The organism is Halorubrum rutilum (assembly GCF_042665015.1).
Classification (GTDB): domain Archaea; phylum Halobacteriota; class Halobacteria; order Halobacteriales; family Haloferacaceae; genus Halorubrum; species Halorubrum rutilum.
The window spans coordinates 79,307-102,353 of sequence record NZ_JBHTBL010000011.1; the positions used below are offsets into that span (position 1 = coordinate 79,307).

Annotated in this window: 24 protein-coding genes; 14 read left to right on the forward strand and 10 right to left on the reverse strand. The window is 72.2% G+C overall.

The window, feature by feature from the left end:
* Window positions 1-77: 77 nt before the first annotated feature.
* The gene (locus tag ACFQMF_RS11840; protein ID WP_256408002.1) at window positions 78-239 is read right to left on the reverse strand and encodes a hypothetical protein; all 162 of its coding nucleotides are present in this window, start codon (window positions 237-239) and stop codon (window positions 78-80) included.
* 192 nt (window positions 240-431) lie between these two features.
* On the opposite strand from ACFQMF_RS11840, the gene ACFQMF_RS11845 reads away from it, so the two are divergent.
* Window positions 432-1,535 (forward strand): NADH:flavin oxidoreductase/NADH oxidase, encoded by a 1,104-nt coding sequence (locus tag ACFQMF_RS11845; protein ID WP_256408003.1) that lies wholly within the window; start codon window positions 432-434, stop codon window positions 1,533-1,535.
* Window positions 1,536-1,655: 120 nt separating this feature from the next.
* Here ACFQMF_RS11845 and ACFQMF_RS11850 read toward each other — a convergent pair whose 3' ends face one another.
* Window positions 1,656-1,985 (reverse strand): transcription factor S, encoded by a 330-nt coding sequence (locus ACFQMF_RS11850; RefSeq protein ID WP_256408004.1) that lies wholly within the window; start codon window positions 1,983-1,985, stop codon window positions 1,656-1,658.
* A 541-nt stretch (window positions 1,986-2,526) separates the two neighbouring features.
* On the opposite strand from ACFQMF_RS11850, the gene ACFQMF_RS11855 reads away from it, so the two are divergent.
* The 4 genes from ACFQMF_RS11855 (at window position 2,527) to ACFQMF_RS11870 (ending at window position 6,069) form a co-directional block, all read left to right on the forward strand.
* Complete coding sequence (locus ACFQMF_RS11855) at window positions 2,527-3,414, forward strand: DUF502 domain-containing protein (protein ID WP_256408005.1); 888 nt, start codon at window positions 2,527-2,529, stop codon at window positions 3,412-3,414.
* The gene (locus tag ACFQMF_RS11860) at window positions 3,411-3,866 is read left to right on the forward strand and encodes an archease (protein WP_256408006.1); all 456 of its coding nucleotides are present in this window, start codon (window positions 3,411-3,413) and stop codon (window positions 3,864-3,866) included. Before ACFQMF_RS11855 ends, ACFQMF_RS11860 begins: the two co-directional genes overlap by 4 nt.
* A gap of 70 nt (window positions 3,867-3,936) precedes the next feature.
* Window positions 3,937-4,464: a hypothetical protein gene (locus tag ACFQMF_RS11865; protein WP_256408007.1), complete on the forward strand. Its 528-nt coding sequence runs from the start codon at window positions 3,937-3,939 to the stop codon at window positions 4,462-4,464.
* Window positions 4,465-4,560: 96 nt separating this feature from the next.
* Complete coding sequence (locus ACFQMF_RS11870) at window positions 4,561-6,069, forward strand: RtcB family protein (RefSeq protein WP_256408008.1); 1,509 nt, start codon at window positions 4,561-4,563, stop codon at window positions 6,067-6,069.
* 133 nt (window positions 6,070-6,202) lie between these two features.
* Here ACFQMF_RS11870 and ACFQMF_RS11875 read toward each other — a convergent pair whose 3' ends face one another.
* The 4 genes from ACFQMF_RS11875 to ACFQMF_RS11890 all read right to left on the reverse strand — a co-directional run bounded on the left by ACFQMF_RS11875 (window position 6,203) and on the right by ACFQMF_RS11890 (window position 9,214).
* A complete protein-coding gene (locus tag ACFQMF_RS11875; protein ID WP_256408009.1) occupies window positions 6,203-6,931 on the reverse strand; it encodes an SDR family NAD(P)-dependent oxidoreductase in 729 nt (242 codons plus the stop codon).
* Between the two features lie 84 nt (window positions 6,932-7,015).
* Window positions 7,016-7,327, reverse strand: a complete 312-nt coding sequence (locus ACFQMF_RS11880) for a thiamine-binding protein (protein ID WP_256408010.1) — start codon at window positions 7,325-7,327, stop codon at window positions 7,016-7,018.
* 502 nt (window positions 7,328-7,829) lie between these two features.
* Entirely contained in the window at window positions 7,830-8,765 is a 936-nt protein-coding gene (locus ACFQMF_RS11885; RefSeq protein ID WP_256408011.1) for an alpha/beta hydrolase, read from the reverse strand.
* A complete protein-coding gene (locus tag ACFQMF_RS11890) occupies window positions 8,762-9,214 on the reverse strand; it encodes a DUF8159 domain-containing protein (protein WP_256408012.1) in 453 nt (150 codons plus the stop codon). The genes ACFQMF_RS11885 and ACFQMF_RS11890 overlap by 4 nt, the downstream gene beginning before the upstream one ends.
* Window positions 9,215-9,575: 361 nt before the next feature.
* Between ACFQMF_RS11890 and ACFQMF_RS11895 the strand changes: the two genes are divergently transcribed.
* Together ACFQMF_RS11895 and ACFQMF_RS11900 are read left to right on the forward strand one after the other, a co-directional pair.
* Window positions 9,576-10,667, forward strand: a complete 1,092-nt coding sequence (locus ACFQMF_RS11895) for a DUF4013 domain-containing protein (RefSeq protein WP_256408013.1) — start codon at window positions 9,576-9,578, stop codon at window positions 10,665-10,667.
* A gap of 25 nt (window positions 10,668-10,692) precedes the next feature.
* Window positions 10,693-11,760, forward strand: a complete 1,068-nt coding sequence (locus ACFQMF_RS11900; protein WP_256408014.1) for an mRNA surveillance protein pelota — start codon at window positions 10,693-10,695, stop codon at window positions 11,758-11,760.
* 426 nt (window positions 11,761-12,186) lie between these two features.
* Here ACFQMF_RS11900 and ACFQMF_RS11905 read toward each other — a convergent pair whose 3' ends face one another.
* The 4 genes from ACFQMF_RS11905 to glyA form a co-directional block, all read right to left on the reverse strand.
* Window positions 12,187-13,185 carry an ornithine cyclodeaminase family protein gene (locus ACFQMF_RS11905; protein WP_256408015.1) on the reverse strand — a complete coding sequence of 333 codons (999 nt, stop codon included), beginning with the start codon at window positions 13,183-13,185 and terminating at the stop codon, window positions 12,187-12,189.
* Window positions 13,186-13,320: 135 nt separating this feature from the next.
* Complete coding sequence (locus tag ACFQMF_RS11910; protein ID WP_256408016.1) at window positions 13,321-13,599, reverse strand: DUF8015 family protein; 279 nt, start codon at window positions 13,597-13,599, stop codon at window positions 13,321-13,323.
* A gap of 296 nt (window positions 13,600-13,895) precedes the next feature.
* Entirely contained in the window at window positions 13,896-14,306 is a 411-nt protein-coding gene (locus ACFQMF_RS11915; protein ID WP_256408017.1) for a DUF3054 domain-containing protein, read from the reverse strand.
* A 98-nt stretch (window positions 14,307-14,404) separates the two neighbouring features.
* A complete protein-coding gene (gene glyA / locus ACFQMF_RS11920) occupies window positions 14,405-15,652 on the reverse strand; it encodes a serine hydroxymethyltransferase (protein ID WP_256408018.1) in 1,248 nt (415 codons plus the stop codon).
* 269 nt (window positions 15,653-15,921) lie between these two features.
* On the opposite strand from glyA, the gene tbsP reads away from it, so the two are divergent.
* The 7 genes from tbsP to ACFQMF_RS11955 all read left to right on the forward strand — a co-directional run bounded on the left by tbsP (window position 15,922) and on the right by ACFQMF_RS11955 (window position 23,023).
* Window positions 15,922-16,728: a transcriptional regulator TbsP gene (tbsP, locus tag ACFQMF_RS11925; RefSeq protein WP_256408019.1), complete on the forward strand. Its 807-nt coding sequence runs from the start codon at window positions 15,922-15,924 to the stop codon at window positions 16,726-16,728.
* 66 nt (window positions 16,729-16,794) lie between these two features.
* Window positions 16,795-18,486, forward strand: coding sequence for a YcaO-like family protein (locus ACFQMF_RS11930; RefSeq protein ID WP_256408020.1), 1,692 nt, complete (start codon window positions 16,795-16,797; stop codon window positions 18,484-18,486).
* A 54-nt stretch (window positions 18,487-18,540) separates the two neighbouring features.
* Window positions 18,541-18,879, forward strand: coding sequence for a cupin domain-containing protein (locus ACFQMF_RS11935; protein WP_256408021.1), 339 nt, complete (start codon window positions 18,541-18,543; stop codon window positions 18,877-18,879).
* A gap of 460 nt (window positions 18,880-19,339) precedes the next feature.
* Window positions 19,340-20,368, forward strand: coding sequence for a beta-ribofuranosylaminobenzene 5'-phosphate synthase family protein (locus tag ACFQMF_RS11940; protein WP_256408023.1), 1,029 nt, complete (start codon window positions 19,340-19,342; stop codon window positions 20,366-20,368).
* A gap of 91 nt (window positions 20,369-20,459) precedes the next feature.
* A complete protein-coding gene (locus ACFQMF_RS11945) occupies window positions 20,460-21,296 on the forward strand; it encodes an RAD55 family ATPase (protein WP_256408024.1) in 837 nt (278 codons plus the stop codon).
* A 201-nt stretch (window positions 21,297-21,497) separates the two neighbouring features.
* The gene (locus ACFQMF_RS11950; protein WP_256408025.1) at window positions 21,498-22,346 is read left to right on the forward strand and encodes a hypothetical protein; all 849 of its coding nucleotides are present in this window, start codon (window positions 21,498-21,500) and stop codon (window positions 22,344-22,346) included.
* The gene (locus tag ACFQMF_RS11955) at window positions 22,343-23,023 is read left to right on the forward strand and encodes a DUF8135 domain-containing protein (protein ID WP_256408026.1); all 681 of its coding nucleotides are present in this window, start codon (window positions 22,343-22,345) and stop codon (window positions 23,021-23,023) included. The genes ACFQMF_RS11950 and ACFQMF_RS11955 overlap by 4 nt, the downstream gene beginning before the upstream one ends.
* Window positions 23,024-23,047: the final 24 nt, after the last annotated feature.

Sequence of the window (23,047 nt, forward strand, 5' to 3'; positions counted from 1 at the left end):
CGGGGTCCTCAGGCCGCCGAGTAACCGTTCGATCGGTCGGTCGGAAGGGGAAGAGAGGCCGCTCCGTTCGGCTCGCGCTACCGTTCCAGATCGACCGTGAGGTCGGTCGCGATCCACGCGTCCGTGTTGCCCTGCTCCGCGAAGACGGTTCGGTCGGGCGAGCAGCGACTCGCCGCGACGATCGGCCGTGCGTCCGCCGACTCCTCGGCGCCGCGCTCGATCCGGTCCCCAGTGCTCATTACCACCTCGTCAGGGGTACGGGAGGTTATAGGTTTCGGTCGACCTAAACCCCGCGCGCCGCGACCGCGACGCGCGGAGCCGGGCCCGCCGCGCCGCGGTCCGCCGCGCCGCGGTCGGCGGTCCGGTCCGATCGCGGCGACCCGCGCGGGGGATCGGAGCCCATTACCCGGCGGCGCCCCTCGACACTGACGATGACGGACTCGCTCTTCACGCCGCTGACGCTGCGCGACACCGAGCTTCGGAACCGCGTGATGCTGTCGCCCATGTGCCAGTACTCCGCGGACGGCGGGCTCGCGAACGACTGGCACCGGATCCACCTCGGCTCGCGCGCCGTCGGCGGGGCCGGCGCCGTGATGACCGAGGCGACCGCCGTCGAGGAGCGCGGCCGGATCACCCCGGGCTGCCTCGGGATCTGGTCCGACGAGCACGCCGAGGCGATCGAGCCGATCGTCGACTTCGTTCGGTCGCAGGGCGCGACGCCCGGGATCCAGCTGGCGCACGCCGGCCGCAAGGGGTCGCATCGGCCGCCGGCCGAGGGCGGCGACCCGATCCCGGAGGACGACCCGGCGGGGTGGGAGACGATATCGGCGAGCGACGCGCCGTACCCCGACGGCGACCGCGCGGAGACCGGCGAGCCCGCGGCGACGCGCCGGATGGACAACGGCGATATCGACGAGGTGATCGAGTCGTTCGCCGACGCCGCGGCGCGCGCCCTCGACGCCGGCTTCGAGATCGCCGAGGTCCACGCGGCCCACGGCTACCTGCTCCACCAGTTCCTCTCGCCGGTCACCAACGACCGCGACGACGAGTACGGCGGGAGCTTCGCGGACCGGACGCGGCTCGTCCGCGAGGTCGTCGCGGCCGTGCGGGACGTCTGGCCCGACGGCAAGCCGGTGTTCGTCCGGATCTCCGCGACCGACTGGCTGCCCGACCGCGACTCGTGGGACGTCGACGACTCCGTGCGACTGGCCCCGCTGCTCGCGGAGGCCGGCGCCGACCTGGTCGACGTCTCCGGCGGCGGGATCCACCCCGACCAGCAGCTCCCCGAAACCGGTCCGGGATACCAGGTGCCGTACGCCGAGGCGATCCGCGAGGGCACCGACGTGCCCGTCGCCGCGGTCGGCGGGATCACGGAGCCGACGCACGCCGACGCTCTCGTCCGGAACGGGCGGGCCGACCTCGTCGCGCTCGGCCGCGAGATGCTCCGGCACCCGTACTGGCCGCTGGAGGCGGCCCACGAGCTCGGCGCGGACGTCGAGTGGCCGGTGCAGTACCGGCGCGGTCGGTTCGACTGAGGGAGGGCGTCGGCCGGCTCGGCTAAGCGGGGGATCGCCTCGTGGACCGAGAGCGATCGCGTGACGGTATCGAGACGATGCCCCGACTGAGTGCCGCCGAGGGCGGCGGGTCGGAACGTATCAGTTGTAGCCGCGCCAGCGGCGACCGCACTCCTTGCACTTGAAGAATCGCGTCGGCGGCTCGTCGGCGGCGCCGGTCTGTTTGATCGTGTACCACGCCTCGCCGTGGCCGCACTCGTCGCAGACGACGTCGGTCGCGGTGGGCTTCCCCTCGAAGTTCGCGCCCTCCTCCGTCTCGATCACCTCGTCGCCGGTCTGTTCCGTGGTCGACTCGAAGTCGGCGGCGAGCGACTCGTCGCGCTCGGTCGTGGCGCCGCAGTCGTCGTTCTGACACACCATCTCCCCGTCGACGGAGACCATCATCGAGCCGCAGTCGTCGCAGAACTGCATATATGCGTCGCGATAGGGTGTCGAGCGGTTTAGCTTCCCTGACTGCGCTCGATCGCATATGCTGTTTATTTAAGAGTAACCGGTGACGACGATGCGGAGAACGCCCACGAAATCCCGGCTGCTTATTCGTAAATAGATGACTTCGGATCGGTGGTGAACGCCTCCAAAGCCCCGGCCGCGACGACGAAGCACGGCGACGATAGCACCGCAAGAAGCGAGTGAAACGAGCGACTGAGGAGCGCACCGAGCCGCGCGAGTCGTCGCGGCTGCCCGTTTGAGTCCCACCCCGCCCCGCACAGCACCGCGGCCTCACGCCTCCCCAGCCTCGTCGGTCGCCCTCCGCGTTGCTCCGGGCGACCGACTCCCTCGCGCGTGCGGTTCGCGCCGCGCTGCGGCGCTCACCGGCACGCGCCACCGCGTCATCAATTAAAAAGGCGCGTCGGACCCGGGTGGGGTTGCGGTCGGACCGCTCCGGGGAGCGCCCTCGTGGCCCCGCTCACCGACGGAAGCGTTTTGAGTCGGTCGTTCGTGGAAGCTGATAATGGCCGCCGAGTCCCCGCCGGACCGCGGGCGCCTCAGACGGGCCCTGCTGACCGGCGTCGCCGTCATCGTCCCCTCCGTCATCACGCTCGCGGTGCTGGGGTTCGTCTTCAACGCGATCTACGACTACCTGGACGCCTTCTCCACCGCGATCCTGCCGCTGCTGCCGCCGTCGGCGCTCCCGGTCGACCGCGAGGTCGCCATCGAGGTCGCCACGCCGGTCGTCTTCGTCGGGACGATCCTCCTCATCGGCCTCGCCGTCGAGTCGACGCGGTACGGCGAGCGCGCGGTCGACTACGCCGACTACGCCATCGAGCAGATCCCCGGCGTCGGCTCCGTCTACCAGGGGTTCCGGCAGATGAGCGACGCCATGCTGGAGTCGGACGGCGGCAACTTTCAGGAGGTGGTCCTCGTCGAGTTCCCGACCGAGGACGTCTACACCCTCGCGTTCGTCACGAGCGACACCCCGGACAGGGTCGCCGGTCCGGCCGAGGGCGGGGAGATGCGGACGCTGTTCATGCCGATGGCCCCGAACCCGGTGATGGGCGGGCACGTCCTGTTCGTCCCCGAGCGCCGGATCGTCGAGGTCGACCTGAGCGTCGAGGAGGGGATCCGGGCGCTGGTGACGAGCGGCGTCGCCCTCGAACGCGCCGCCGCCGACGCCGACGGCGTGTCGCCGTCGCAGGTTCGCGAGCCCGATCCGGAGGGCCCGATCGGCTCGTACCACTCCTCCACGTCGGACGTCGCCAAGCGGTCGGGCGGCGAGACCGACCGACCGAGCGACGCGCCGGGCGGCGACCGGGGCGGCGGTCGCGGTCCCCGCGACGGCGGTCGGAGCGGACGGAGCGACGAGCGGATCGCGCCCGACGAGCCCGGTGACGAGACGTGACCTTCGACCTCCGGGACCACACGGCCGACGTCGCGGTCGAGGCGACCGCGCCGACCCTCGCGGCGCTGTTCGAGTCGGTCGCCGACGGGCTCACCGCCGCGAGCTGTGAGGCGGTCCCGGAGACCGGCGAGCGGTTCAAGTTCACCGTGACCGCCGAGGGCCGCGAGGCGCTCCTCTTCGACTACCTCGACCGTCTTATCTACGAGCGCGACGTGCGGCTCGTCCTCCCGGCCGACCACCGGTGTGCGGTCTCGGGGCCCGACGACGAGGGCTCCGAGAGCGACGACCCGAACGACCCGGACGACACCGACGCCTGGACCGTCGAGGCGTCCGCCCGCGGCGTCCCGCTCGGCGACGTCGCGGCCCGCGAGATCAAGGCGGTCACCTACTCGGAGATGGCCCTCGACCGCCGCGACGACGGGTGGTACGCATACGTCGTGTTCGACGTCTGAACGGGGACGGAACCCCGATAGAACGGAGATCGGTGGAAACGATTTTCAGTACCGAGTTCCTTGTTACCGTATGTCACAAACGGGAGCGACGGCGACGGCGGACCGGCGCTGGCGGGCGGGCGCGCTCGGCGGCCTCGTCGCCGGCGTCGCGATGGGCGTCGTGTTACACGGGATACTGGGGCTCATGCCGACTATCGGCGCGCTCGTCGGCGTCGAGGCGGTCCTCGTCGGCTGGGCGGTCCACCTGTTCAACAGCGCCCTCTTCGGGGCCCTGTTCGCCGCGGTCTTCGACCGCGCGTTCTTCGACGACCTCCGGGCCGACGTCGGCGGCTGCCTCTCACTGGGCGTCGTCCACTCGGCGCTGCTCGGGGTGATCACGGGCGGACTGCTGCTGCCGACCGCGATCGCGCTCGAAGGGGCCACGTCGCTGCCGGTCCCCACGCTGCCGGTTCCCGGGCTCACGGCGAGCTTCGAGTTCGGCGCGGTGATCGCCGTCGCGCACCTGATCTACGGGCTCGTGCTCGGTCGCGTCTTCGCCGCGCTCACGCTCGCCGAGGGCGCGATCGGCTGGCTGCCGTTCGACCCGGTCGACCGGTAGGCGGGTCGCCGCGCTCGACGCGAGCGACCCGTGACGGCCGTCGACCCGCGTCCGCCTCTCGCAACGCCCTTGCCCCCCCGCGTCGAACGGCGGGGTATGACCACGCGCGAGTTCGACGGGATCCGGCTTGAGAAGGTGCGCGAGCACGTCTGGGAGATCCCCCGCGAGGGCGACATGAACGTTCCCGCGCGGGTTCTCGCCAGCGAGTCGCTGCTGGAGGCGATCGGCGACGACGACTCGCTCCAGCAGCTGAAGAACGCGACGCACCTCCCGGGGATCGTCGAGCCCGCGCTCTGTATGCCCGACGGCCACCAGGGGTACGGCTTCCCCGTCGGCGGCGTCGGAGCCATCGACGCCCGTATCGGTTGTATTTCGCCCGGAGCGGTCGGTTACGACGTGAATTGCGGCGTCAGAATGGTGAACACGAACCTCACCTACGACGACGTGCGCGGCCGCGAGGAGGAGCTCGTCGACGCCCTCTTCGAGGCGGTCCCCTCGGGGCTGGGCGGCGGCGGCGTGATCGGCGGCGACGCCGACGCGATCGAGGGCGCCTTAGAACGCGGCGTCGAGTGGGCCGTCGATGAGGGGTACGGGATCGAGAGCGACCTCGCGCGCTGCGAGGACGAGGGACGCCGCCCCGACGCCCGGCCGGAGTACGTCTCCCAGAAGGCGATGGACCGCGGGCGCAACCAGATGGGATCGCTCGGCTCGGGCAACCACTTCCTGGAGGTCCAGCGCGTCACGAACGTGTTCCGCGAGGACGTGGCGGAGGCGTACGGCCTGGCGGAGGACGGGATCGTCGTCCTGATCCACTGCGGGAGTCGCGGGCTCGGCCACCAGACGTGTAACGACTACCTGCGGCGGATCGAGAAGGAGCACGGCGACCTGCTCGACTCGCTGCCCGACAAGGAGCTCGCGGCCGCGCCCGCCGGCTCCGAGCTGGCCGACGAGTACTACGGGGCGATGGGCGCGTGCATCAACTTCGCGTGGGTGAACCGCCAGCTGATCACCCATCAGACCCGCGAGACGTTCGGCGAGGTGTTCGACGCCGACCCGATCGACGACCTCGGGATGGAGCTCTTGTACGACGTGGCGCACAACATCGCGAAGAAGGAGACCCACGAGGTCGGCGTCGACGCCGACGGGCTCCCCGCGGTCGGCGACGAGGCGGTCGACCGCGCGGAGCGCGAACTGTACGTCCACCGGAAGGGCGCGACGCGCGCGTTCCCCGCGGGCCACGGGGACGTGCCCGAGGCGTACCGCGGCGTCGGCCAGCCCGTGATCATCCCCGGCAGCATGGGCGCCGGGTCGTACGTCCTCCGCGGCGGCGACGAGTCGATGTCGGTCTCGTTCGGCTCGACCGCCCACGGCGCCGGCCGGCTGATGAGCCGGACGCAGGCGAAACAGGAGTTCTGGGGCGGCGACGTGCAGGACGACCTCGAAGACGGACAGCGGATCTACGTGAAGGCGCAGTCGGGCGCGACGATCGCCGAGGAGGCGCCCGGCGTCTACAAGGACATCGACGAGGTGATCCGCGTGAGCGACGAGCTGGGAATCGGCGACAAGGTGGCGCGGACGTTCCCCGTCTGTAACATCAAGGGCTGACGCGGCGACTCGACCGATCGGCGGGCCGGATCGGGCCGGTCGGTGCGGTCCGCATCGATCCGGTCGGTGCGGTCCGCATCGATCCGGTCGGTGCGGTCCGCATCGATCCGGTCCGGCCAGTCCCCCCGGGCCGTCAGAGGTGCATCCCGCCGTCGACCTCCAGTATCTCGCCGTGGACGTGCCCGTTGTCGATCAGGTAGCGGACCGCGTCGGCCACGTCGTCCGGCTCGCAGGCGTACTCGGGGAGGTGCGTGTCGACGTTCTCGTGGCCGCGGAACTCGATCGCTTCGAGGTACTCCAAGATGACGTCGTTGAGGTCGGTCTCGACGGGGCCCGGCGCGACGGCGTTGACCTGCACGCCGTCCGGGCCGAGCTCTCGGGCGAGCGCGCGAGTCAGCCCGTGGAGCCCGGCCTTGCTCGCCGCGTAGCTCGCGTCGACCGTCCCCAGCGTGCCGCCGACGCTGGAGAGGAAGACGACGTCGCCGCCGCTCTCGCGGAGGTGCGGCGCCGCCGCGCGGGTGACGCGGAACGCCCCGGAGAGGTTGGTGTCGATCACCGACTCCCACTCCGCGTCGCTCGTCTCCTCAAGGCGGTTCGGGCGCGCGATCCCGGCGTTGTTGACGACCGCGTCGAGCGACCCGAACGCCTCGACCGCCCGCTCGATCAGCCGGTCCGCGGCCGCGGGCTCGGAGACGTCGGCCCGCACCGTGACCACCTCGCCGCCCGCCTCGCGGACGCGCTCCGCCGTCTCGGCCGCGGCCTCCTCGTCCGACCGGTAGTCGACGACCACGTCGCGCTCGGCCAGCTCGACCGCGATCGCCCGTCCGATTCCGCGACTGCCGCCGGTGACCAGTATCGCCATACCCGCACGTGTAATTACTTACTAATACCACTAACGAATACACACCGGCGAATTCGCTCGGTCGCGGTCGGAGTTCCGACCCGGTCAGCGCTCCCGCTTCGCCTCGCGCCCGAGCTCCTCTTCGACGGCCTCGACCTTCCGGTCGGCGCTCGTCTCCGCGGTCCGCTTGTCGTCGATCTTCAGCACCGTCGAGACGCGGTCGCCGTCGACGGCGCCGTGGGCCGCCGCGGCCGCGGCGAACACCGTCTCGGCGTCGTCGGCCTCGATCACGGTGCCCATCGGGTTCGTCTCGTAGCTCACGTCGAACTCGTCGAGCGCGGCGACGGCCTTCGCGACCTCGCCGGCCATGCTCCCCTCGATCACCGGTGCGACGCTCAGCAGCGCGACCGTGGTCATGGGCGTGAGTGCGTCGTCCGAGCACTTAAGCGGTCGTCAGAGACGGGAGCGACCACGCGAACGAGTCACGAACGGTCGACTATACGTGAGTGATGGCGGATCGGCGGTCAATACTTCCAAAAGCCCCGACTGCTCGGCGATACACCGTTGCTACCGACGAGACTGCTAGGACCTCCGAAAGCCCCGGCCGCGAGGAGTGCGCACGCTCGCTGTGCGCCTCACTCGGTCGCTCACTTCGTTCGCGCCCTCGTTGCGGCGTCGCCGGCGACTCCGTCGCCGGCTGCCAGTGGCGCGTAGCGCCACGCTGCTTGCGTCGCCTGCGCACTCCTCGCGGTGCCCCTTTGAGTTCCGCCCGCACAGCACCGCGCCTCACGCCTCCCCAGCCTCGTCGCCGGCGGCGGAGCCGCCGGCTGCCAGAGGCGCGTCGCGCCTCGGCCGCGAGGCGGCCTCGGAGGCACGCGCCACCGCCGGGGATTGACTCGGGTCGAACCACTGGAGGGGGTCACTCCAGCGCGTCTTTGAGGAACGACAGCTGATGCCCGACCGCGGGCTCGAAGTCCTCGCCGAGCGGGGAGAAGTGGTCCGCGGGCATCGTGACGACGGTCCCGCGCGAGAGCGCCTCGCCCGCGTCGACGACCGCCTCGCTGTCGACGATCGCGTCGTCGGTCCCCGCCAGGAGGAGGGTCGGCGCGCGGATCTCGCCGAGCCGCTCGACCGGACGGTAGCTCGCGACGCGCAGCAGCGACCGCGCCGGCGTCTCGTTGCGCCACGTCGATTCCCGGTCGACCAGGTCGAGGTACTTCCGCTTCGTCCCCGGCTCCGTGATCGCCGCGAGCTCCTCGGCGCTCCCGACGATCGGGACGGTCCGACCGCGGCCGAACCGGTTCCCGATCAGGTCGCGAAGCCCGGCGGCCCCCGACCGCGCGAGGTACTTCCAGCCTCGGCGACGGGCGATCGCCCGCCCGTCGAGCATCGGGACCGCGCCGATCACGGCGTCGACGTCGGCGCGCTCGGCGGCGAGCGTGAGCACGTGCGCGGCCGACAGCGACGCGCCCCAGAGCACGAGGTCGGGGCCGACGGCGTCGACGCGGCGGACGCGGTCGATCGCGGCCGCGTAGTCGGCGCGCTGGGCGGCGGGACGGACCGCCTGCGAGTCGCCGTCGGAGGCGCCGAACTCGCGGTAGTCGAAGCAGAACGCGGCGTAGCCGGCGTCGGCGAACCGCTCCGCGACCGCCGGGTAGCCGAAGGTCCGCTCCGCGCCGAGCCCGGGGGCCATCACGATCGCCGGCGGATCGCCGGCGTCGCCGCCCGGCAGGTAGAGGGTCCCGCGGCAGGTGTCGCCGTCGACCTCGAAGGCGAGCGCGCGGGTGGCGAACCGCTCGCGGGGCGGCCGGTCGAGCCGGCGCTGCGCGCGGTTCACCGGCTTCCGTCGGGTCACGTCGAGTCCCCGGACGCCGCGGAGTCGTTGCCGTCGGCGGGGTCAACGTCGCCGTCCGCCGCGGCGGAGTCGTCGGCGTCGCCGTTCGCTTCCGCGGGCTCGTCCGCGTGCGACAGCGTCTCCAGCACGCGCGAGGAGAACTCCGTCTCCGAGATCTCGTACGCGGCCAGCGCCTCGAACCACTCCGGCTCGGCGCGCCACGTCCCGAGGACGTCGCCGGGCGCGCGGACGACCGTCGCCTCGACCCGGACGGGCTCCCACTCGTCGGCCTCGGCCTCGTCGATGAGCGCGTTGAGGGCGCGCCCGATCTCCCCGTGGTGCACCTCGCGCCCGGGGAACGCCGTCATGTACGTGAGATCCAGCGGGTCCCCCCCGTCGATCTCCTCGACGCTGATCCCGTAGCTGCGGAGCGCCGGCTCCACCTCGGCCGTCTGCTCGTCGCCGGTCATACGGGACGGTCGACCGGGCGGGATAAATCGCTACCGGCGTCGCTCGCGGGGGGAGGGAGCGGGCCGGTCCGGCGAAAGCCGCGGACGGGGAGCGGCCGCCGCGGACGGCGGCCGTAATCGGAGTTGTCAGAGGCACACGATTGTCCCGCGCGGCCGGTCTGTCGTACTCCGTGAAATCATATAAACGCTCGGGAGGCAGCGTTTCGGGTTCGCTGCTCCGGGACTCGCCGAGCCGACGCGATCGGGACGGCCCCCCGACGCGGCCGGGACGGTCCCCGATCCGACGCGATCGGAACGGGCGTCGACCCGACGCGGTCGCCGACCGGACATCCTTTATTGCCGTCGCGAAACAGGATCGGATATGATCCGGGGCGTGTCGTCGGCGCTGTCGCGGTCTCCCGACGCCCTCGGCGTCCTCGTCGTCGGCGGCCTCCTGACCCTCCTGACGTGGGTCGTCACGCCCGCGTGGGTCGCGGGCGCCCTGCTGTTCCCCCCGCTGGCCGTCCTCGCGCCGCTCGCGCTCGCGCCGGCCTTCGTCGCCCGCGGGTACTTCGCCCGGGTCGTCGCCGCCGGGGGCGCGGCCGGGAACCGCGACGGCGCGCCCCCGTTCGTCGGGTGGAACGAGCTCTACCGACACGGGCTCAAGTCGGCCCTGCTGAGCGCGCTGCTGCTCGCGCCGCTGGCGCTGTTCGTCGCGGCCGCCGCGCTCGCCGGGTTCGTCGCCGAAGCGGGGCTCGTCGACCTCGGGCCGGCGCTCGACCTCGCGGAGCGCGCGCTCGGCCCGGCCGGAGCCCCCGCCGTCGCCGTCGCCGGCGGCGGGTCCCTGGCGGTCGCCGCCGCGGCGTACCTCCTCGCGTTCGCGTACGTCAGGCCGGCCGCGCTGGCCGCGTTCGCCGCGTCCGGGCGGCTCCGCGACGGTCTCCGTCCGGGGCGGGTCGCCGCCGTCGCCGGGTCGGGCGAGTACGCGACGGCGTGGGCCGTCGCGGTCGCGGCGCTCGGCGCGGGGTACGCGCTCGCCGCGCCGTTCGTCCCGCTCGCGGTCGGCGTCGCGTTCGTCTTCGCCGCGCGGGTCGTCGCGCACGCCCTCTACGGCCGCGGCGCCGCGGGAGCGATCGGGTTCGGCGCCGCGGAGCCGGTCGAGACGGCCGCCCCTTCGGCGTCGTCCGCACCGGTCGTCGAACGCGCTCCGGACCGCCTCGACGGCGGGTTCCGCCGGGCGATGTCCGAGGCGCCGGCGTCGGTACAGACCGGCCGGACGGTCCCGTTCGGGGACGACCGAGCGCCGCCGAGCGACGCGGGCGGCGTCGGGGACGCCGACGGCTTCGAGTGGAACGTCGAGGTCGACGGCGAGGAGCGCGGCCCCTCGACCGGCGGCGACGGTGAGAGGCGGCGACCGCCGGTCGACGGCGGCTTCGAGTGGGGCGCCGGCGTCGGCCCGGAAGACAAGAGTTGATACGAGCGGCGGCGAACGGTCGCGTATGCGCATCTCCGACCGGGGCTACGGCGAGGAGGGCCGGGAGCGGCTCACGCTCGTCCCCGAGAACGTCGACGACCTCTGGCACCTCGCGCACGTCCTCGAACCGGGGGACCTCGTCGAGGGCGACACCACCCGCCGGATCCAGCGGAACGATGACCAGATGCGGGACACCGGCGGCCAGCGCGAGCACCTGTTCGTCACGCTGGAGGTCGACGACGTGGAGTTCGCCCGGTTCGCCAACCGGCTCCGCGTCTCCGGCGTGATCGTCGCCTGCTCCCGCGAGGACCAGCTCAACGCCCACCACACGCTCAACGTCGAGGCGCACGACGAGATAACCGTCGAGAAGCACTTCAAGCCGGACCAGACGGAGCGGTTGGAGGAGGCGACGGAGGCCGCCGAGAACCCCGACGTCGCCATCGCGACCGTCGAGGAGGGGGCCGCCTACGTCCACACGGTCCAGCAGTACGGCACCGAGGAGTACGCCTCGTTCACGAAGCCGACCGGGAAGGGGGAGTACTCGCGGCCCCGCGAGGAGCTGTTCGCGGAGCTCGGCGAGGCGCTCGCGCACCTCGACGCCGACGCCGTCATCCTCGCCGGGCCGGGGTTCACGAAGCAGGACGCGCGCGACTACGTCGAGGAGGAGTACCGCGACCTCCCCGACCGGATCACCACCGTCGACACCTCGGCCGCGGGCGACCGCGGGGTCCACGAGGTCCTGAAGCGCGGCGCGGTCGACGAGGTGCAGAAGGAGACGCGGATCTCGAAGGAGGCGAGCCTCATCGACGAGCTCACCGAGAACATCGCGCAGGGGGCGAAGGCGACGTACGGCCCCGAGGACGTGGCCGAGGCCGCCGAGTTCGGCGCGATCGAAACGCTCCTCGTGGTCGACGAGCGACTCCGGCAGGAGCGACAGAACGAGGGCGACTGGCCGATCGACGTCAACGAGGTGATCGAGTCGGTCGAGCAGCAGGGCGGCGACGTGGTCGTCTTCTCCTCGGAGTTCGCCCCCGGCGAGCAGCTCTCGAACCTCGGCGGGATCGCCGCGATCCTGCGATATCGGCTGGAGTGAGCGTCGAGAGCGACGCAACGCCTGTTTATATATGATGTGCGGTGGCGCGTGCCGTGAGCGGCCCGTAGGGCCGCGAACCGCCCGCGCGAGGGACGCGGCGACCGAAGGGAGCCGCGAGGCTGGGGAGGAGTGAGGTGCCGTGCGGAGCGGTGCGGGGCGGTGCTGGGCGGGACTCAAAGGGCAGCCGTGAGGCGTGCGGAGGCGTTCACGAGAGCTCCGCTCTCGTGAGCCAATCAGAACGCTTCGCGTTCTGATGACGACGCGAGCACCGCAGGAACGAGCAACGCGAGTGACGAGGAGCGCAGCGAGCGTGCGCACGCCTCACGGCTGGGGCTTTGGAGGTGTTCACCGTCAACTCATTGTCGGTTATTTGTAAATGAGCACTCGGAGCGGCCTCGCAGTCACCGAAGCGACATCCCCGTCAGTTCACTCTCCAGTAAGCGCCTCGCTCGCGGGCGCGAGCTCGATCGTCTGACCCCGTCCCCTCTCGCTCGCCCGCTTATATAGCATATGCGCGGCGGCCACGGTCTCGATTCCGGTCCCGCCGGAGTCGAAGACCGTGATTTCCTCCTCGCTCGTCCGGCCCGGATGCTCGCCGGCGACGACCTCACCCAAATCTGCCGCGACGTGGTCCTCGTCGACGAGCCCGGCCTCGACCGCGGCGAGGAACGACCCCGCGTCCTGCGCCGCCCGCTCGCGGATGTCGGGGACGTACGTCGCCCGGGCGACCAGCTCGGGCGGGAGCTCGTTCTTCTCCGGGTGGTACTGCCCCATCGCCGTGACGTGCGTCCCGGGCTCGACGTCGGCGTCGTCGATCACGGGGCCGCTCGCGTTCGTCGCCGTGATCACCACGTCGGCGCCGGCGACCGCCGCGCTCGCGCTGTCGACCGCCGAGACCGCGGCGTCGATCCGGTCGGCGAACTCCTCGGCGAACGCCTCGCGGTGCTCGGCGGTCGGCGAGAACACCCGGACCGACTCGAACTCCCGGACGGTCGCGGTCGTCGCGAGCTGGCCGCGGGCCTGCGCGCCGCTCCCGATCACGGCGACCTCCGTCGCGTCGTCGCGGGCGAGCGCGTCGACCGCGGTCGCCCCCGCGGCCCCCGTCTTGAACGGGTTCATCGAGGCGCCGTCGAGCACCGCGAGCGGCTCGCCTGACTCCGCGTCGAACAGCGGCGTCACGAACCACGCGTCGCCGGCGCCGAAGCCCGCGGAGTAGGTGTAGCCGCCCATCGCGCCCGTCTCCGGCAGCAGCGCGGCGTAGGTCGTCAGCATCCCCGGCGGGTCGCGGTTGAGCAGCTTCGTCCGCGGCTCCGCGGGCGCGCCCTCGCCGACCTGGCGGTACGCGTCGCGGACGGCGGCGACGTACTCCGCCGGCTCGGCGAGGTCGTCGACGTCGGCGCTCGTGAGGAACAGCGTCTCTGTCATACCGGTCCCCTCGGGTGCGGGGGACTAAACCGTACAGGGAACCGGAACGCGAGGCGGCGTCGCCGGCCCGGCGGTCGAGCGCGCCGGGGACCGGTCGCTATCGAGCGCGCTCGTCGACACGCGGCCCCGAGCCCGTCAGTCGGACCCGCCGGCCCCGGACCGGCCGGTCCGCGATCCCTCGACCGCGCGGTCGAGCGAGTCGCCGACGGAGCCGGCCGCGGACCGGTCGACGCCGCCGCGAACGTCCTCGACTGGGTTCCGGACGAACATCGCGTGGACCATGACGCCCCCCGCGACGAGCGCGCCCCCGGGAAGCGCGGCCGTCAACGACAGCCCGACCAGGTTGAGGAAGGCGGTCACACCGATCAACGCGGCCGGAATGAGCCCGAGAACGTAGTCGTAGTACCCAGTCATGCTCCGATTGACACTACTACGGAATCACTATTAAATTTTTCTCAGGGTTCCCCGTGACACCTCACGTGATCACTTCAAACGTTCTCATAAGTTATGCAGACGTATTCCTCGCGAAGCGGCGACAGAGAGGTGGGGACTACACTCGGGTTGAGCCGGGGCCGACCCGAGGGATAGCGTTCGGGACCGACGCGGGGAATGGAGTTCGAGAGCGACGCGAGAATTGAAGTCCGAAAGCGACGCAGCGGGCCGATCCGAAACCCGCGCGGTCGACGGTCGAAGCCGCCGATCCCGGCGGTCTACCGGAGGCGGAAGTACAGCGCGCGCCAGCCGCCGAGGAACACCGATCCCGCCACGAGCATGACGACGGCGAAGCTCAGCTCGGCGCCGCCCCGGAAGACGAACGCGCGGAGCGCCAGCCCGAGGACGGCGGCCGGGATCCACGACCGGACCGCGAGCGGCACCGACGACTTCGCCGTCTCCGCGGCGCCGGCGGAGTACGCGCCGACGACCGGCGCGACCAGGCCCCAGGCGATCAGGAACGGCGCGTAGACGCCGGGCAGGTATAACGGGTTCGCCGCGAGGAACTCGACCGAGGTGTGGTTCAACGTTCCGAGAGTCAGCATGACGATCAGCGCGAGCAGGTCGCCGATCACGAACGGGGCGGCGGCGCGGTCGAGGCGGTTCGAGAGGAACGACGAGTCGGCCATGTCGACCAGTCCGAGACGCCCCTACTTTGTACGCACGGATTCGGTCGGGCGGAGCGGTCTCGCCCGACGGCGACGCGTCGGCGACCCCGACGAGGCCCTCACTCGTACAGCGGGTTCGCCTCGCAGAGCTCGACGACGCGCTCGCCGACCTCGTAGATGACGTCGTCGCTGTCGACGTTGTCGACGACGCGGTAGATGAGGTCGCCGACCTCCTCGATCGCCGCCTCGTCGAACCCGCGGGTCGTGAGGCCGGCCGTGCCGGCGCGGATCCCCGAGGGGTTGAACGGCGAGCGCGTCTCGCCGGGGACGGTGTTCCCGTTGAGCACGACGTTCGCGGCCGCGAGCGCGTCCTCGGCGTCGCCGCCCGGCAGGTCGGGGTGCGAGTCGCGGAGGTCGACCAGCACGAGGTGGTTGTCCGTGCCGCCGGAGACGAGAGAGAGGCCGTGCCCCCGAAGCGTCTCGGCGAGGACCTCGGCGTTGTCGACCACGCGGCGCGCGTAGTCCTCGAACTCGGGTTCGAGCGCCTCCTTGAACCCGACCGCCTTGCCGGCGACGTTGTGCATCAGGGGGCCGCCCTGCCCGCCGGGGAAGACGGCCTTGTCGATGTCGTCGGCGTGCTCCGCGTCGCACATCACGATCCCGCCGCGGCCGGCCCGGATCGTCTTGTGGGTCGAGCCGGTAACGAAGTCGGCGACGCCGACCGGCGAGGGGTGGACGCCGGCGGCGACGAGCCCGGTGATGTGGGCGATGTCGGCGAGGTGGTAGGCGTCGACCGCGTCCGCGGCCGCCTGGATCTCCTCCCAGTCGACGGTCCGGGGGTACGCGGAGTAGCCGGAGACGACGATGTCCGGCTCGAACTCCTCGGCCGTCTCCCGGAGGCCCTCGTAGTCGATGTACCCCGTCTCGGGGTCGACCTCGTACTGCTCGACCTCGTACATCTGGCCGGTGAAGTTCGCGGGGTGGCCGTGTGAGAGGTGGCCGCCGTGGCTCAGCTCCAGCGAGAGGATCTTGTCGCCGGGGTCGAGCGTCGCGTAGTACACCGCCTGGTTCGCCTGCGTCCCCGAGTGCGGCTGGACGTTGACGTGGTCGGCGCCCCACAGCTCCTTCGCGCGCTCGATCGCGAGCTCCTCGACCTCGTCGGCGTACTCGCAGCCGGCGTAGTACCGGGCGCCCGGGTACCCCTCTGCGTACTTGTTCGTGAGGACGCTCCCCTGCGCCTCCAGTACCGCCTCGCTGACGTGGTTCTCGCTGGCGATCATCGCGAGCGTCTGCTCCTGTCTGTCGCGCTCGCCGGCCAGCGCGTCGGCGACCGCCGGATCGACCTCCCGGACGTGCTCGTTGTCCATGTACGAACGCGGGTGCGATCGCGCATTAATCCTTCCGTCGCGGCGTCGCCCTCGCCGCGCTCGGGGGGTCCCCTCCCCCGCCGCGCGCCGTCTCCGCTCTCGCCGCGCGCCGCCCGGTTCCCGACCTCCGACCCACCCCTCCCGCCGATATCAGCCCTAATCCGCGAATCCGCCGTTTTCGGGCGGCTCAGAGGCTGAAAGCCCGTTGTTCACTCTTCGAATCCCGTTAATATTAAATAGACATCTGGCTTTTATCCGGAGAGATAAATATGGTATCGAATTTACTGGAGACGGACGTCGAGAACGTCCTCGATACGGCCTTCGCCGGCGCCGACGAGGAGCTCCTCGTTGTCGACCCGTCCGCGGAGACGATCGTATCGCTCGTCGAGGCCGCGACCGGCCGCGACGACCTACCGACCCTGTCGATGCTGGCGGACGAACGCACGCTGAAGGACGTGACCGACGACTTCCTCGTCGCGTCGAAGGCGGCCGACCTCGTCGCCGACGGCTCGCTCGGCCTCCGCGTGCTCTCGGCCGACGTCGACAACGCGCTGTTCGTCTCGCCCTCGCGGGTGGTCGTCCTCGTGAGCGCGGGCGAGCACGTCGCCGCGCTCTCGACCGAGGACGGCGACTTCGTCGACGAGGTGTTCGCGACGCACCGCGACGCCTTCGAGGCCGCCGAGGAGTACGGGCTCCGGACCCCGGCGCTCGGCCGCGTCCGGGAGACGATGGCGGCCGAGATCGGCGAGGACGCCCGCGACGACTTCGACGCCGTGCTCGCGTCGATGGAGTCGGCGGACGCCGCGCTCGACGAGGTGACCGTCGCGCTGCTCGTCGCCGCGAAGAACGACGTGCTCCTCTACGACATCTCGAAGTGGGGCGAGGACGTCGGGATCGCCTCGAAGGCGACGTTCTCTCGGACGAAGACCCGGCTGGAGGACCAGGGGGTCATCGACACCGAGAAGGTCCCGATCGACGTCGGTCGCCCGCGGCTCCGGCTCAAGCTCGGCGACGAGCGCCTCCACGGCGTCGACGCCGACGAGCTCGCCGCGGTCGCGAGCGACCTGCTGGCGTAGAGGACCTCGATTTCCGCCGACGCCGCGACCCGCGCCTTTTTTTCGCTGCTTCGCGTCGGACGGGGCATGGACATCGCACTTGTCGGCGACGGCCCCGCGGTCGACGCCGTCGGGGCCGCGCTCGGCGACGTCGACGTGAACGTGATGCCGGTCGAGCCGGGGCTGCTGGACGGCTTCGACCTCGCCGTCGTCGCCGACACCGCCGGCTCGTCCGCGTTCGCGGCCGCGAACGACGCCCTCGACCGCTGGGTCGCGATCGAGGTCGGCGGGCTCGGCGGGGTCCCCCTCGACGGCGTCGACGCCGCCGTCACCGTCTTCGACGAGGCCTGCTACGACTGCCTCCGCGCTCGGGTCGCGAGCGGCGGGGCGGAGCCGGCGGACGCCGCGCAGGGCCGCCGGTCGGCCGTGCGCTACGCGGGCGCGCTCGCCGGGCGCCGCGTCATCCGGCTCCTCGCCGGCGACCGGGTCGCCGACGCGGTCGTCGAGGTGCCCGGCGCGGAGCGGACCCTCCTCCCGGTTCCCGGCTGCGACTGCGGCGACGACCCCGGCGACGCGCTCCCGCGGGACGGCGCGGACCGCGCGCTCGACGAGTCGATCGACCGCGCGGAGCGGGCGGTCGACCCCCGGATCGGGGCGCTCTCCGAGGTCGGCGAGCGGGAGTCGTTCCCGGTGCCGTACTACGTCGCGCGCGTCGCGGACACGACCCCCTTCTCCGACGCCCGGGCCGCCGAGTTCGGCGGCGGCGTCGCCGCCGGCTGGGACGCGGCGTTCATGAAGGCGCTCGGCGAGGGGTTAGAGCGGTACGCGGCGGGCGTCTACCGCGAGGCGTCGTTCACGCGCGCGCCGGCCGCGAACGTCGCGAACCCGGTGACGCCCGACGCGTTCGTGCGCCCCGACGACCGCGAGGCGTACGACCGCGACGACCGGCTCGCGTGGGTGACTGGCGAGTCCCTCGGGACCGGCGAGCCCGCGAGCCTCCCGGCGGAGTTCGTCCACTTCCCGCCGCCGGAGCGCCGGTACCGCCCCGCGATCACGACCGGGCTCGGACTCGGGAACTCCGGGCCGGAGGCCGCGCTGTCGGGGCTGTACGAGGCGATAGAGCGCGACGCGACGATGATCAGCTGGTACTCGACGACGGAGCCGCTCGGACTGGCGGTCGACGACCCGACGTTCGCCGAGCTGGAGAAGCGCGCGCGGGCCGAGTCGCTCTCCGTGACGCCGCTGCTCGTGACGACCGACGTCGACGTGCCCGTCGTCGCGGTCGGCGTTCACCGCGACGGGGACTGGCCGCGGTTCGCGGCGGGGTCGGGCGCCGACCTCGACCCGGTCGCCGCGGCCCGGAGCGCGCTCGCGGAGGCGCTCCAGAACTGGACGGAGCTCCGGTCGATGGGGCCGGAGGCGGCCGCGGAGGAGGGCGCCGCGATCGGCCATCACGCCGACTTCCCCGACGAGACGCGGGCGTTCTTCGACCCGGACGCGAGCGTCGCCGCCGACGCCCTCGGCGAGCCGGACCGCTCCGGGATCGACGAGCTGGAGGCCGTCGTCGACCGCGTCGAGACCGTCGGGTTGGAGCCGTTCGTCGCCCGCGTCACGACCCGCGACCTCGCCGGGATGGGGTTCGAGGCGGTCCGCGTGCTGGTGCCGGGCGCGCAGCCCCTCTTCACCGCCGACGCCTTCTTCGGCGACCGCGCCCGCGACGTGCCGCGGTCGATGGGGTTCGAGCCCGAGCTGGAGAAAGAGTACCACCCGTTCCCGTAGCCGACTCACCCCCTACCCGTCCCGTTTAAGTCGCTCCCGGCCGCCGGCTCTCCTATGGACGTCGTACCCGACGCGGACGTCGAGGCGGTCGAGGCGGTCGACGACGTGTTCCTCACCCAGGGCGCGGTCGGCGAGGACACCAGCGTGCAGCGCTTCGTCATCGAGCCGGGCGCGACGGTGCCCGAGCACGACCACCCCCACGAACAGGTCGGCGCGGTCACCGAGGGCGCGCTTACCTTCGTCGTCGACGGCGAGGAACTGGTCGTCGAGGCCGGCGACACGTACGCCATCCCGGGCGGCGAGCCGCACGCCGCGCGCAACGACGGCGACGAGACGGTCGTGGGGTACGACATCTTCTCGCCGCCGCGCGCGAACCCGGACTGGCAGGAGTAAGTAACGAGGCGGCCATTTATTAACAGACGGCGGTGCGGTGGCGCGTGCCGGTGAGCGGCCGAGAGGCCGCGAACCGCACGCGCGAGGGACGCGGCGAACGCGAGCGGCGAAGCCGCGAGTCGTGAGCCGCGAGGCTGGGGAGGTGTGAGGCGCTGTGCAGTTGCGGTGCGGGGCGGGACTCAAAGGGGCAGCCGCGAGGGCGACGCACGGCGCAGTAAGCACTGCAGGGAGCGAGCGCAGCGAGCGACCGAAGCGCGCAGCAAGCCGCGCGAGCCGTCGCGGCTGGGGCTTTGGAGGTGTTCACAGTCGATCCGTCGTCAACTGTTTGTAAACGAGCGGTCACCGATTCGGCATTCCCCGCTATTCCCGGATCGACCAAATTGTGGTGAGCGCAGTCGGGGGCAACGCCCGCCACTGTCGCGCCCCCTTTACCGGTCGCTCTCGTAGCGGACGAAACGCAATGGCACGCGCGAGCGCCGGGGCCCGGCTCCACTTCGGCTTCTGTAACCTCAGCCTCTCGCACGAGCGACTGTACGGCGCCCTCGGCCTCGGGCTCGCGGAGCCGCGGGTCGTCGTCGACGCCGAGCCGGCCGAGTCGGTGACGGTCAAAACGGTCGATGGGGACGACCCCGCGGCCGGTTCCACGGACTCAGATCCTACCAACGCAGTCATCGCCGCCGACGTCCGCGACTACGCCCGCACCGCCGTCGACCTACTCGGCGTCGACGGCGCGCGCGTCACCGTCCGCGAGTCGCTCCCGCGTCACGCCGGCCTCGGGAGCGGGACCCAATTGGCCGCGGCGACCCTGGCCGCGATCGCGGTCGCTCACGGGAAGGAACCGAAGGTCCGCGAGCGCGCGCCGGCGCTCGGCCGCGGCGGGCGCTCCGGCGTCGGCGTCGCGACCTTCGAGGCGGGCGGGTTCGTCCTCGACGCCGGCCACCCGACCGCCCGGTTCACGACCGACCGCCCCGCGGACGGCGAGTGGACCGTCCCGCCGGTGGCGGCCCGCCACGACGTGCCCGACGACTGGCGGTTCCTGCTCGTGCGTCCCGACGTCGCCCCAGGCCGAAGCGGCGACGCCGAGGACGACGCGATGCGGACCGCGGTCGAGCGCGCGGACCCCGGGCTCGCCGACCGGATCGGCGGGATCGTCACCCGGCGGGTGCTCCCCGCGGTGGCGACCGGGAACGCCGAGCGGTTCGGCGCCGCGGTCGCGGAGATCGGCCGACTCAACGGCGCCTGGTACGCCGACGAGCAGGGCGGCGTCTACCGCCCGCCGGTCGGCGACGTGGTGGCGTCGCTGTCGGCGTCGGCGTCGGTGTTCGGCGCGGGCCAGTCCTCGTGGGGCCCGACCGTGTACGGCGTCACGGACGCCGCGAACGCCGACGCCGCGGCGGCCGCGGGCGAGCGCGCGCTGGCGGAGGCGGGCGTGGCCGGGTCGGTCGCGGTCGTCCGCGCGGCCGACGGCGGCGCGCGGCTGAATGGGTAGGGAGGTCGTCGCCCGCCTCGCACTCCTCCCTCGTCGACCGCGTCTCCCCACGAGCAACAACACTAAGCGGGGCGGCGACCCCGTACGGGACATGACGAGCGTTCCGTTCGGCGTCGCCCGCCTCGACTCGATCCTCGGCGGCGGGGCGCCGCCGGGCAACGTCGTGCTGCTCGCCGGCGAGTCCGGGGCCGGCGCGCGCGAGTTCTGCTACACCAGCGCGGCGATGAACGCGCTCGGACGCGCCGACGCGGAGCTGTTCGACCTCTACTACGGCGACCTCCCGGCCGGCGCCGAGCTCCCCCGCGAGGTCCACTACCTCTCGTTCACCGCCGACACCGACGCGCTCACCCGCGAGATGGGGTACACGATGGCCGACGAGATCGTCGACGCCGCGATCGGCGAGATCGCCTTCCGGGACCTCTCGCCGGAGTACTTCCAGCTGAGCCCGATCCCCCGCGACTGGTACGAGGACGAGACGGCGTCGATCACCGAGCTCGGGGACCGCGGCGAGTACGAGGACGTGCTCACGGCGTTCGGCGACTACCTCTCGGCGAACGCCGACGGCAGCCTCGTCTGTATCGACTCCGTCACCGACCTCGTCTCGATGGTCGACGAGGACACGGAGTGGAGCGACGTGGCGATGGTGATGAAGGGGCTGAAGAAGGCCGCCTACGAGTGGGGCGGGCTCATCCTCGTGCTGGTGAACACCGACTCGATCTCCGACCGCGAGTTCGGCGCCCTGATGGACGCCGCGGGCGGCACCCTCCAGTTCACGTGGGAGAGCGGCGGCTCGCAGCGCGCTCGGACGATGTTCGTCCGCGAGTTCCGCGGCGTCCTGTCCCGGCTGGAGGCCGAGAACATCGTCCGGTTCGAGACCGAGATCCACGAGGGCGGCTTCGACATCAGCGACGTGCGGAAGATCCGGTGACGAGGCCTCGACGCGGCGATCGGCGGGACGGCTCCCGACGGGGTTGCGGCTCCCGACGGGATCGCGGCCCCGACGGAGTCTCGGCTCCTGACCGGACCGCGCGCCCGACCGGCTCCGACGCCGAGTATCGATCCGGAGAACGACGCGACAGATTACTTAAGTCTCCCCCCTAAATCAGTCGTAGATGACGGAGGCCACCCGATGAGCGACCTCGATCCGACCGACGGGACGGTCGACGCCGCGGTCGAGGCCGCCGCCGACGAGGCCGGCGTGAGCCGCGAGGAGCTCCTGAAGCGCGCGATCGTCGCGCTCGCGGACGCAGAGGGGGTCGACGTGGCCGACGCCGAGGCGGTGGCGGCGCTCGAGTCCCGGCTGGATGCCCTCGACGCCGAGGTCGACGAGAAGGTCGGGGACCTCCGGGAGCGGTTCGTCGAGCTCTACCGCGAGCTGGAGGCGACGGCGCCGGCCGACCACGCGCACCCCGAGACGGCCGAGCGGCTGGACGCGCTCGCGGCCGACCTCGACGGGATCGCCGAGCGGCTCGACGAGGTCGAGGCGGACGCGGCGGCGCGGTCGACCGCGGACGACGCGGTCGAGGAGCGCGTCGACGAGCTCGACGACCGGCTCGCGAGCGTCGAGGCGCGCGTGGACGACCTCGCCGAGCTGGAGGCGCGCGTCGACGAGCTCGACGCGGAGGAGCTCGACGACAAGCTCTCGCGCGTCGCGAGCGCGGTCGTCCGGGTCCGACGGCGGCTGGAGGCGGCCGAGCGCGACCGCGCCGACCGCGAGCGGCTCGACGCGCTGTCGGCGACCGCGAACCGGAACGGGGTCCGGAAGGCGGCCTGCACCGACTGCGGCGAGACCGTCGACGTCGGGCTGTTGACGGAGCCGGAGTGCCCCCACTGCGGCCGGGAGTTCGCCGAGCTGGAGCCGAACCCCGGCTTCCTCGGCACCTCGCGGCTCGTCGCCGCGGAGCAGCCCGCCCTCGACGGCGACGTCGACGACGAGACGGGCGACGTGAGCACCCGAGACCCCGGAGGCGACCGATGAGCGACGATGGAGACGGACCGCGGGACGACGCCGACGGGGACGGCGAGGACGACCCGTTCGACGCCCTCGGTGACCCCTCCGAGGGCGACGACCGCGCGGGGATCGACGAGCCCGCGGAGATCGACGACCCCTTCGCCGAACTCGGTGCGGGGGTCGACGCCGACGGCTCCGACGACTTCGGGGGGGCCGGATCCGACGATTCCGACTTCGACGGCTTCGGTCCGGACGACCGCGACGCCGCCGACTCCGACCGCGACGCGGCCGGTCTCGGATCCGGTCCGTCCGCCGTCGGAAACCCTCTCGACCCGGACGACTCGGGCGACTCGGACCCCTTCGACGAGCTCGGCCCCGCCGACTCGGGCGACCTCGACGACGCGTTCGAGCGGATGGACGTCGGCGGCGCGGCCGAGGAGGACGTCTGGGAGTCCCTCGACTCGGACGCCGGGGTCGCCGACGCGCCCGGCGAGGCAGTGTCCGCGCCCGGCGAGGGCGACGCCGAGCACGTCGTCTCGAAGCGGACGTACTGCCAGCAGTGCCCGCACTTCACCCCGCCGCCGGAGGTCGCGTGTAACAACGAGGGGACGAGCATCGTCGAGGCGGTCGGTTTCGACGAGTTCCGGGTGCGGAACTGCCCGATGATCTCCGAGGAGGACCCGACGTTCGACGCCGATGGATAAACTTATACCAGTTACGCTTTCTCA

Bases quoted from the DNA above. Each gene is read 5' to 3' on its own strand.
- ACFQMF_RS11840 (WP_256408002.1), bottom strand. From the start codon at position 239: ATGAGCACTGGGGACCGGATCGAGCGCGGCGCCGAGGAGTCGGCGGAC.
- ACFQMF_RS11845 (WP_256408003.1), top strand. From the start codon at position 432: ATGACGGACTCGCTCTTCACGCCGCTGACGCTGCGCGACACCGAGCTT.
- ACFQMF_RS11850 (WP_256408004.1), bottom strand. From the start codon at position 1,985: ATGCAGTTCTGCGACGACTGCGGCTCGATGATGGTCTCCGTCGACGGG.
- ACFQMF_RS11855 (WP_256408005.1), top strand. From the start codon at position 2,527: ATGGCCGCCGAGTCCCCGCCGGACCGCGGGCGCCTCAGACGGGCCCTG.
- ACFQMF_RS11865 (WP_256408007.1), top strand. From the start codon at position 3,937: ATGTCACAAACGGGAGCGACGGCGACGGCGGACCGGCGCTGGCGGGCG.
- ACFQMF_RS11870 (WP_256408008.1), top strand. From the start codon at position 4,561: ATGACCACGCGCGAGTTCGACGGGATCCGGCTTGAGAAGGTGCGCGAG.
- ACFQMF_RS11875 (WP_256408009.1), bottom strand. From the start codon at position 6,931: ATGGCGATACTGGTCACCGGCGGCAGTCGCGGAATCGGACGGGCGATC.
- ACFQMF_RS11880 (WP_256408010.1), bottom strand. From the start codon at position 7,327: ATGACCACGGTCGCGCTGCTGAGCGTCGCACCGGTGATCGAGGGGAGC.
- ACFQMF_RS11890 (WP_256408012.1), bottom strand. From the start codon at position 9,214: ATGACCGGCGACGAGCAGACGGCCGAGGTGGAGCCGGCGCTCCGCAGC.
- ACFQMF_RS11895 (WP_256408013.1), top strand. From the start codon at position 9,576: ATGATCCGGGGCGTGTCGTCGGCGCTGTCGCGGTCTCCCGACGCCCTC.
- ACFQMF_RS11900 (WP_256408014.1), top strand. From the start codon at position 10,693: ATGCGCATCTCCGACCGGGGCTACGGCGAGGAGGGCCGGGAGCGGCTC.
- ACFQMF_RS11905 (WP_256408015.1), bottom strand. From the start codon at position 13,185: ATGACAGAGACGCTGTTCCTCACGAGCGCCGACGTCGACGACCTCGCC.
- ACFQMF_RS11910 (WP_256408016.1), bottom strand. From the start codon at position 13,599: ATGACTGGGTACTACGACTACGTTCTCGGGCTCATTCCGGCCGCGTTG.
- ACFQMF_RS11915 (WP_256408017.1), bottom strand. From the start codon at position 14,306: ATGGCCGACTCGTCGTTCCTCTCGAACCGCCTCGACCGCGCCGCCGCC.
- glyA (WP_256408018.1), bottom strand. From the start codon at position 15,652: ATGGACAACGAGCACGTCCGGGAGGTCGATCCGGCGGTCGCCGACGCG.
- tbsP (WP_256408019.1), top strand. From the start codon at position 15,922: ATGGTATCGAATTTACTGGAGACGGACGTCGAGAACGTCCTCGATACG.
- ACFQMF_RS11930 (WP_256408020.1), top strand. From the start codon at position 16,795: ATGGACATCGCACTTGTCGGCGACGGCCCCGCGGTCGACGCCGTCGGG.
- ACFQMF_RS11935 (WP_256408021.1), top strand. From the start codon at position 18,541: ATGGACGTCGTACCCGACGCGGACGTCGAGGCGGTCGAGGCGGTCGAC.
- ACFQMF_RS11940 (WP_256408023.1), top strand. From the start codon at position 19,340: ATGGCACGCGCGAGCGCCGGGGCCCGGCTCCACTTCGGCTTCTGTAAC.
- ACFQMF_RS11945 (WP_256408024.1), top strand. From the start codon at position 20,460: ATGACGAGCGTTCCGTTCGGCGTCGCCCGCCTCGACTCGATCCTCGGC.
- ACFQMF_RS11950 (WP_256408025.1), top strand. From the start codon at position 21,498: ATGAGCGACCTCGATCCGACCGACGGGACGGTCGACGCCGCGGTCGAG.
- ACFQMF_RS11955 (WP_256408026.1), top strand. From the start codon at position 22,343: ATGAGCGACGATGGAGACGGACCGCGGGACGACGCCGACGGGGACGGC.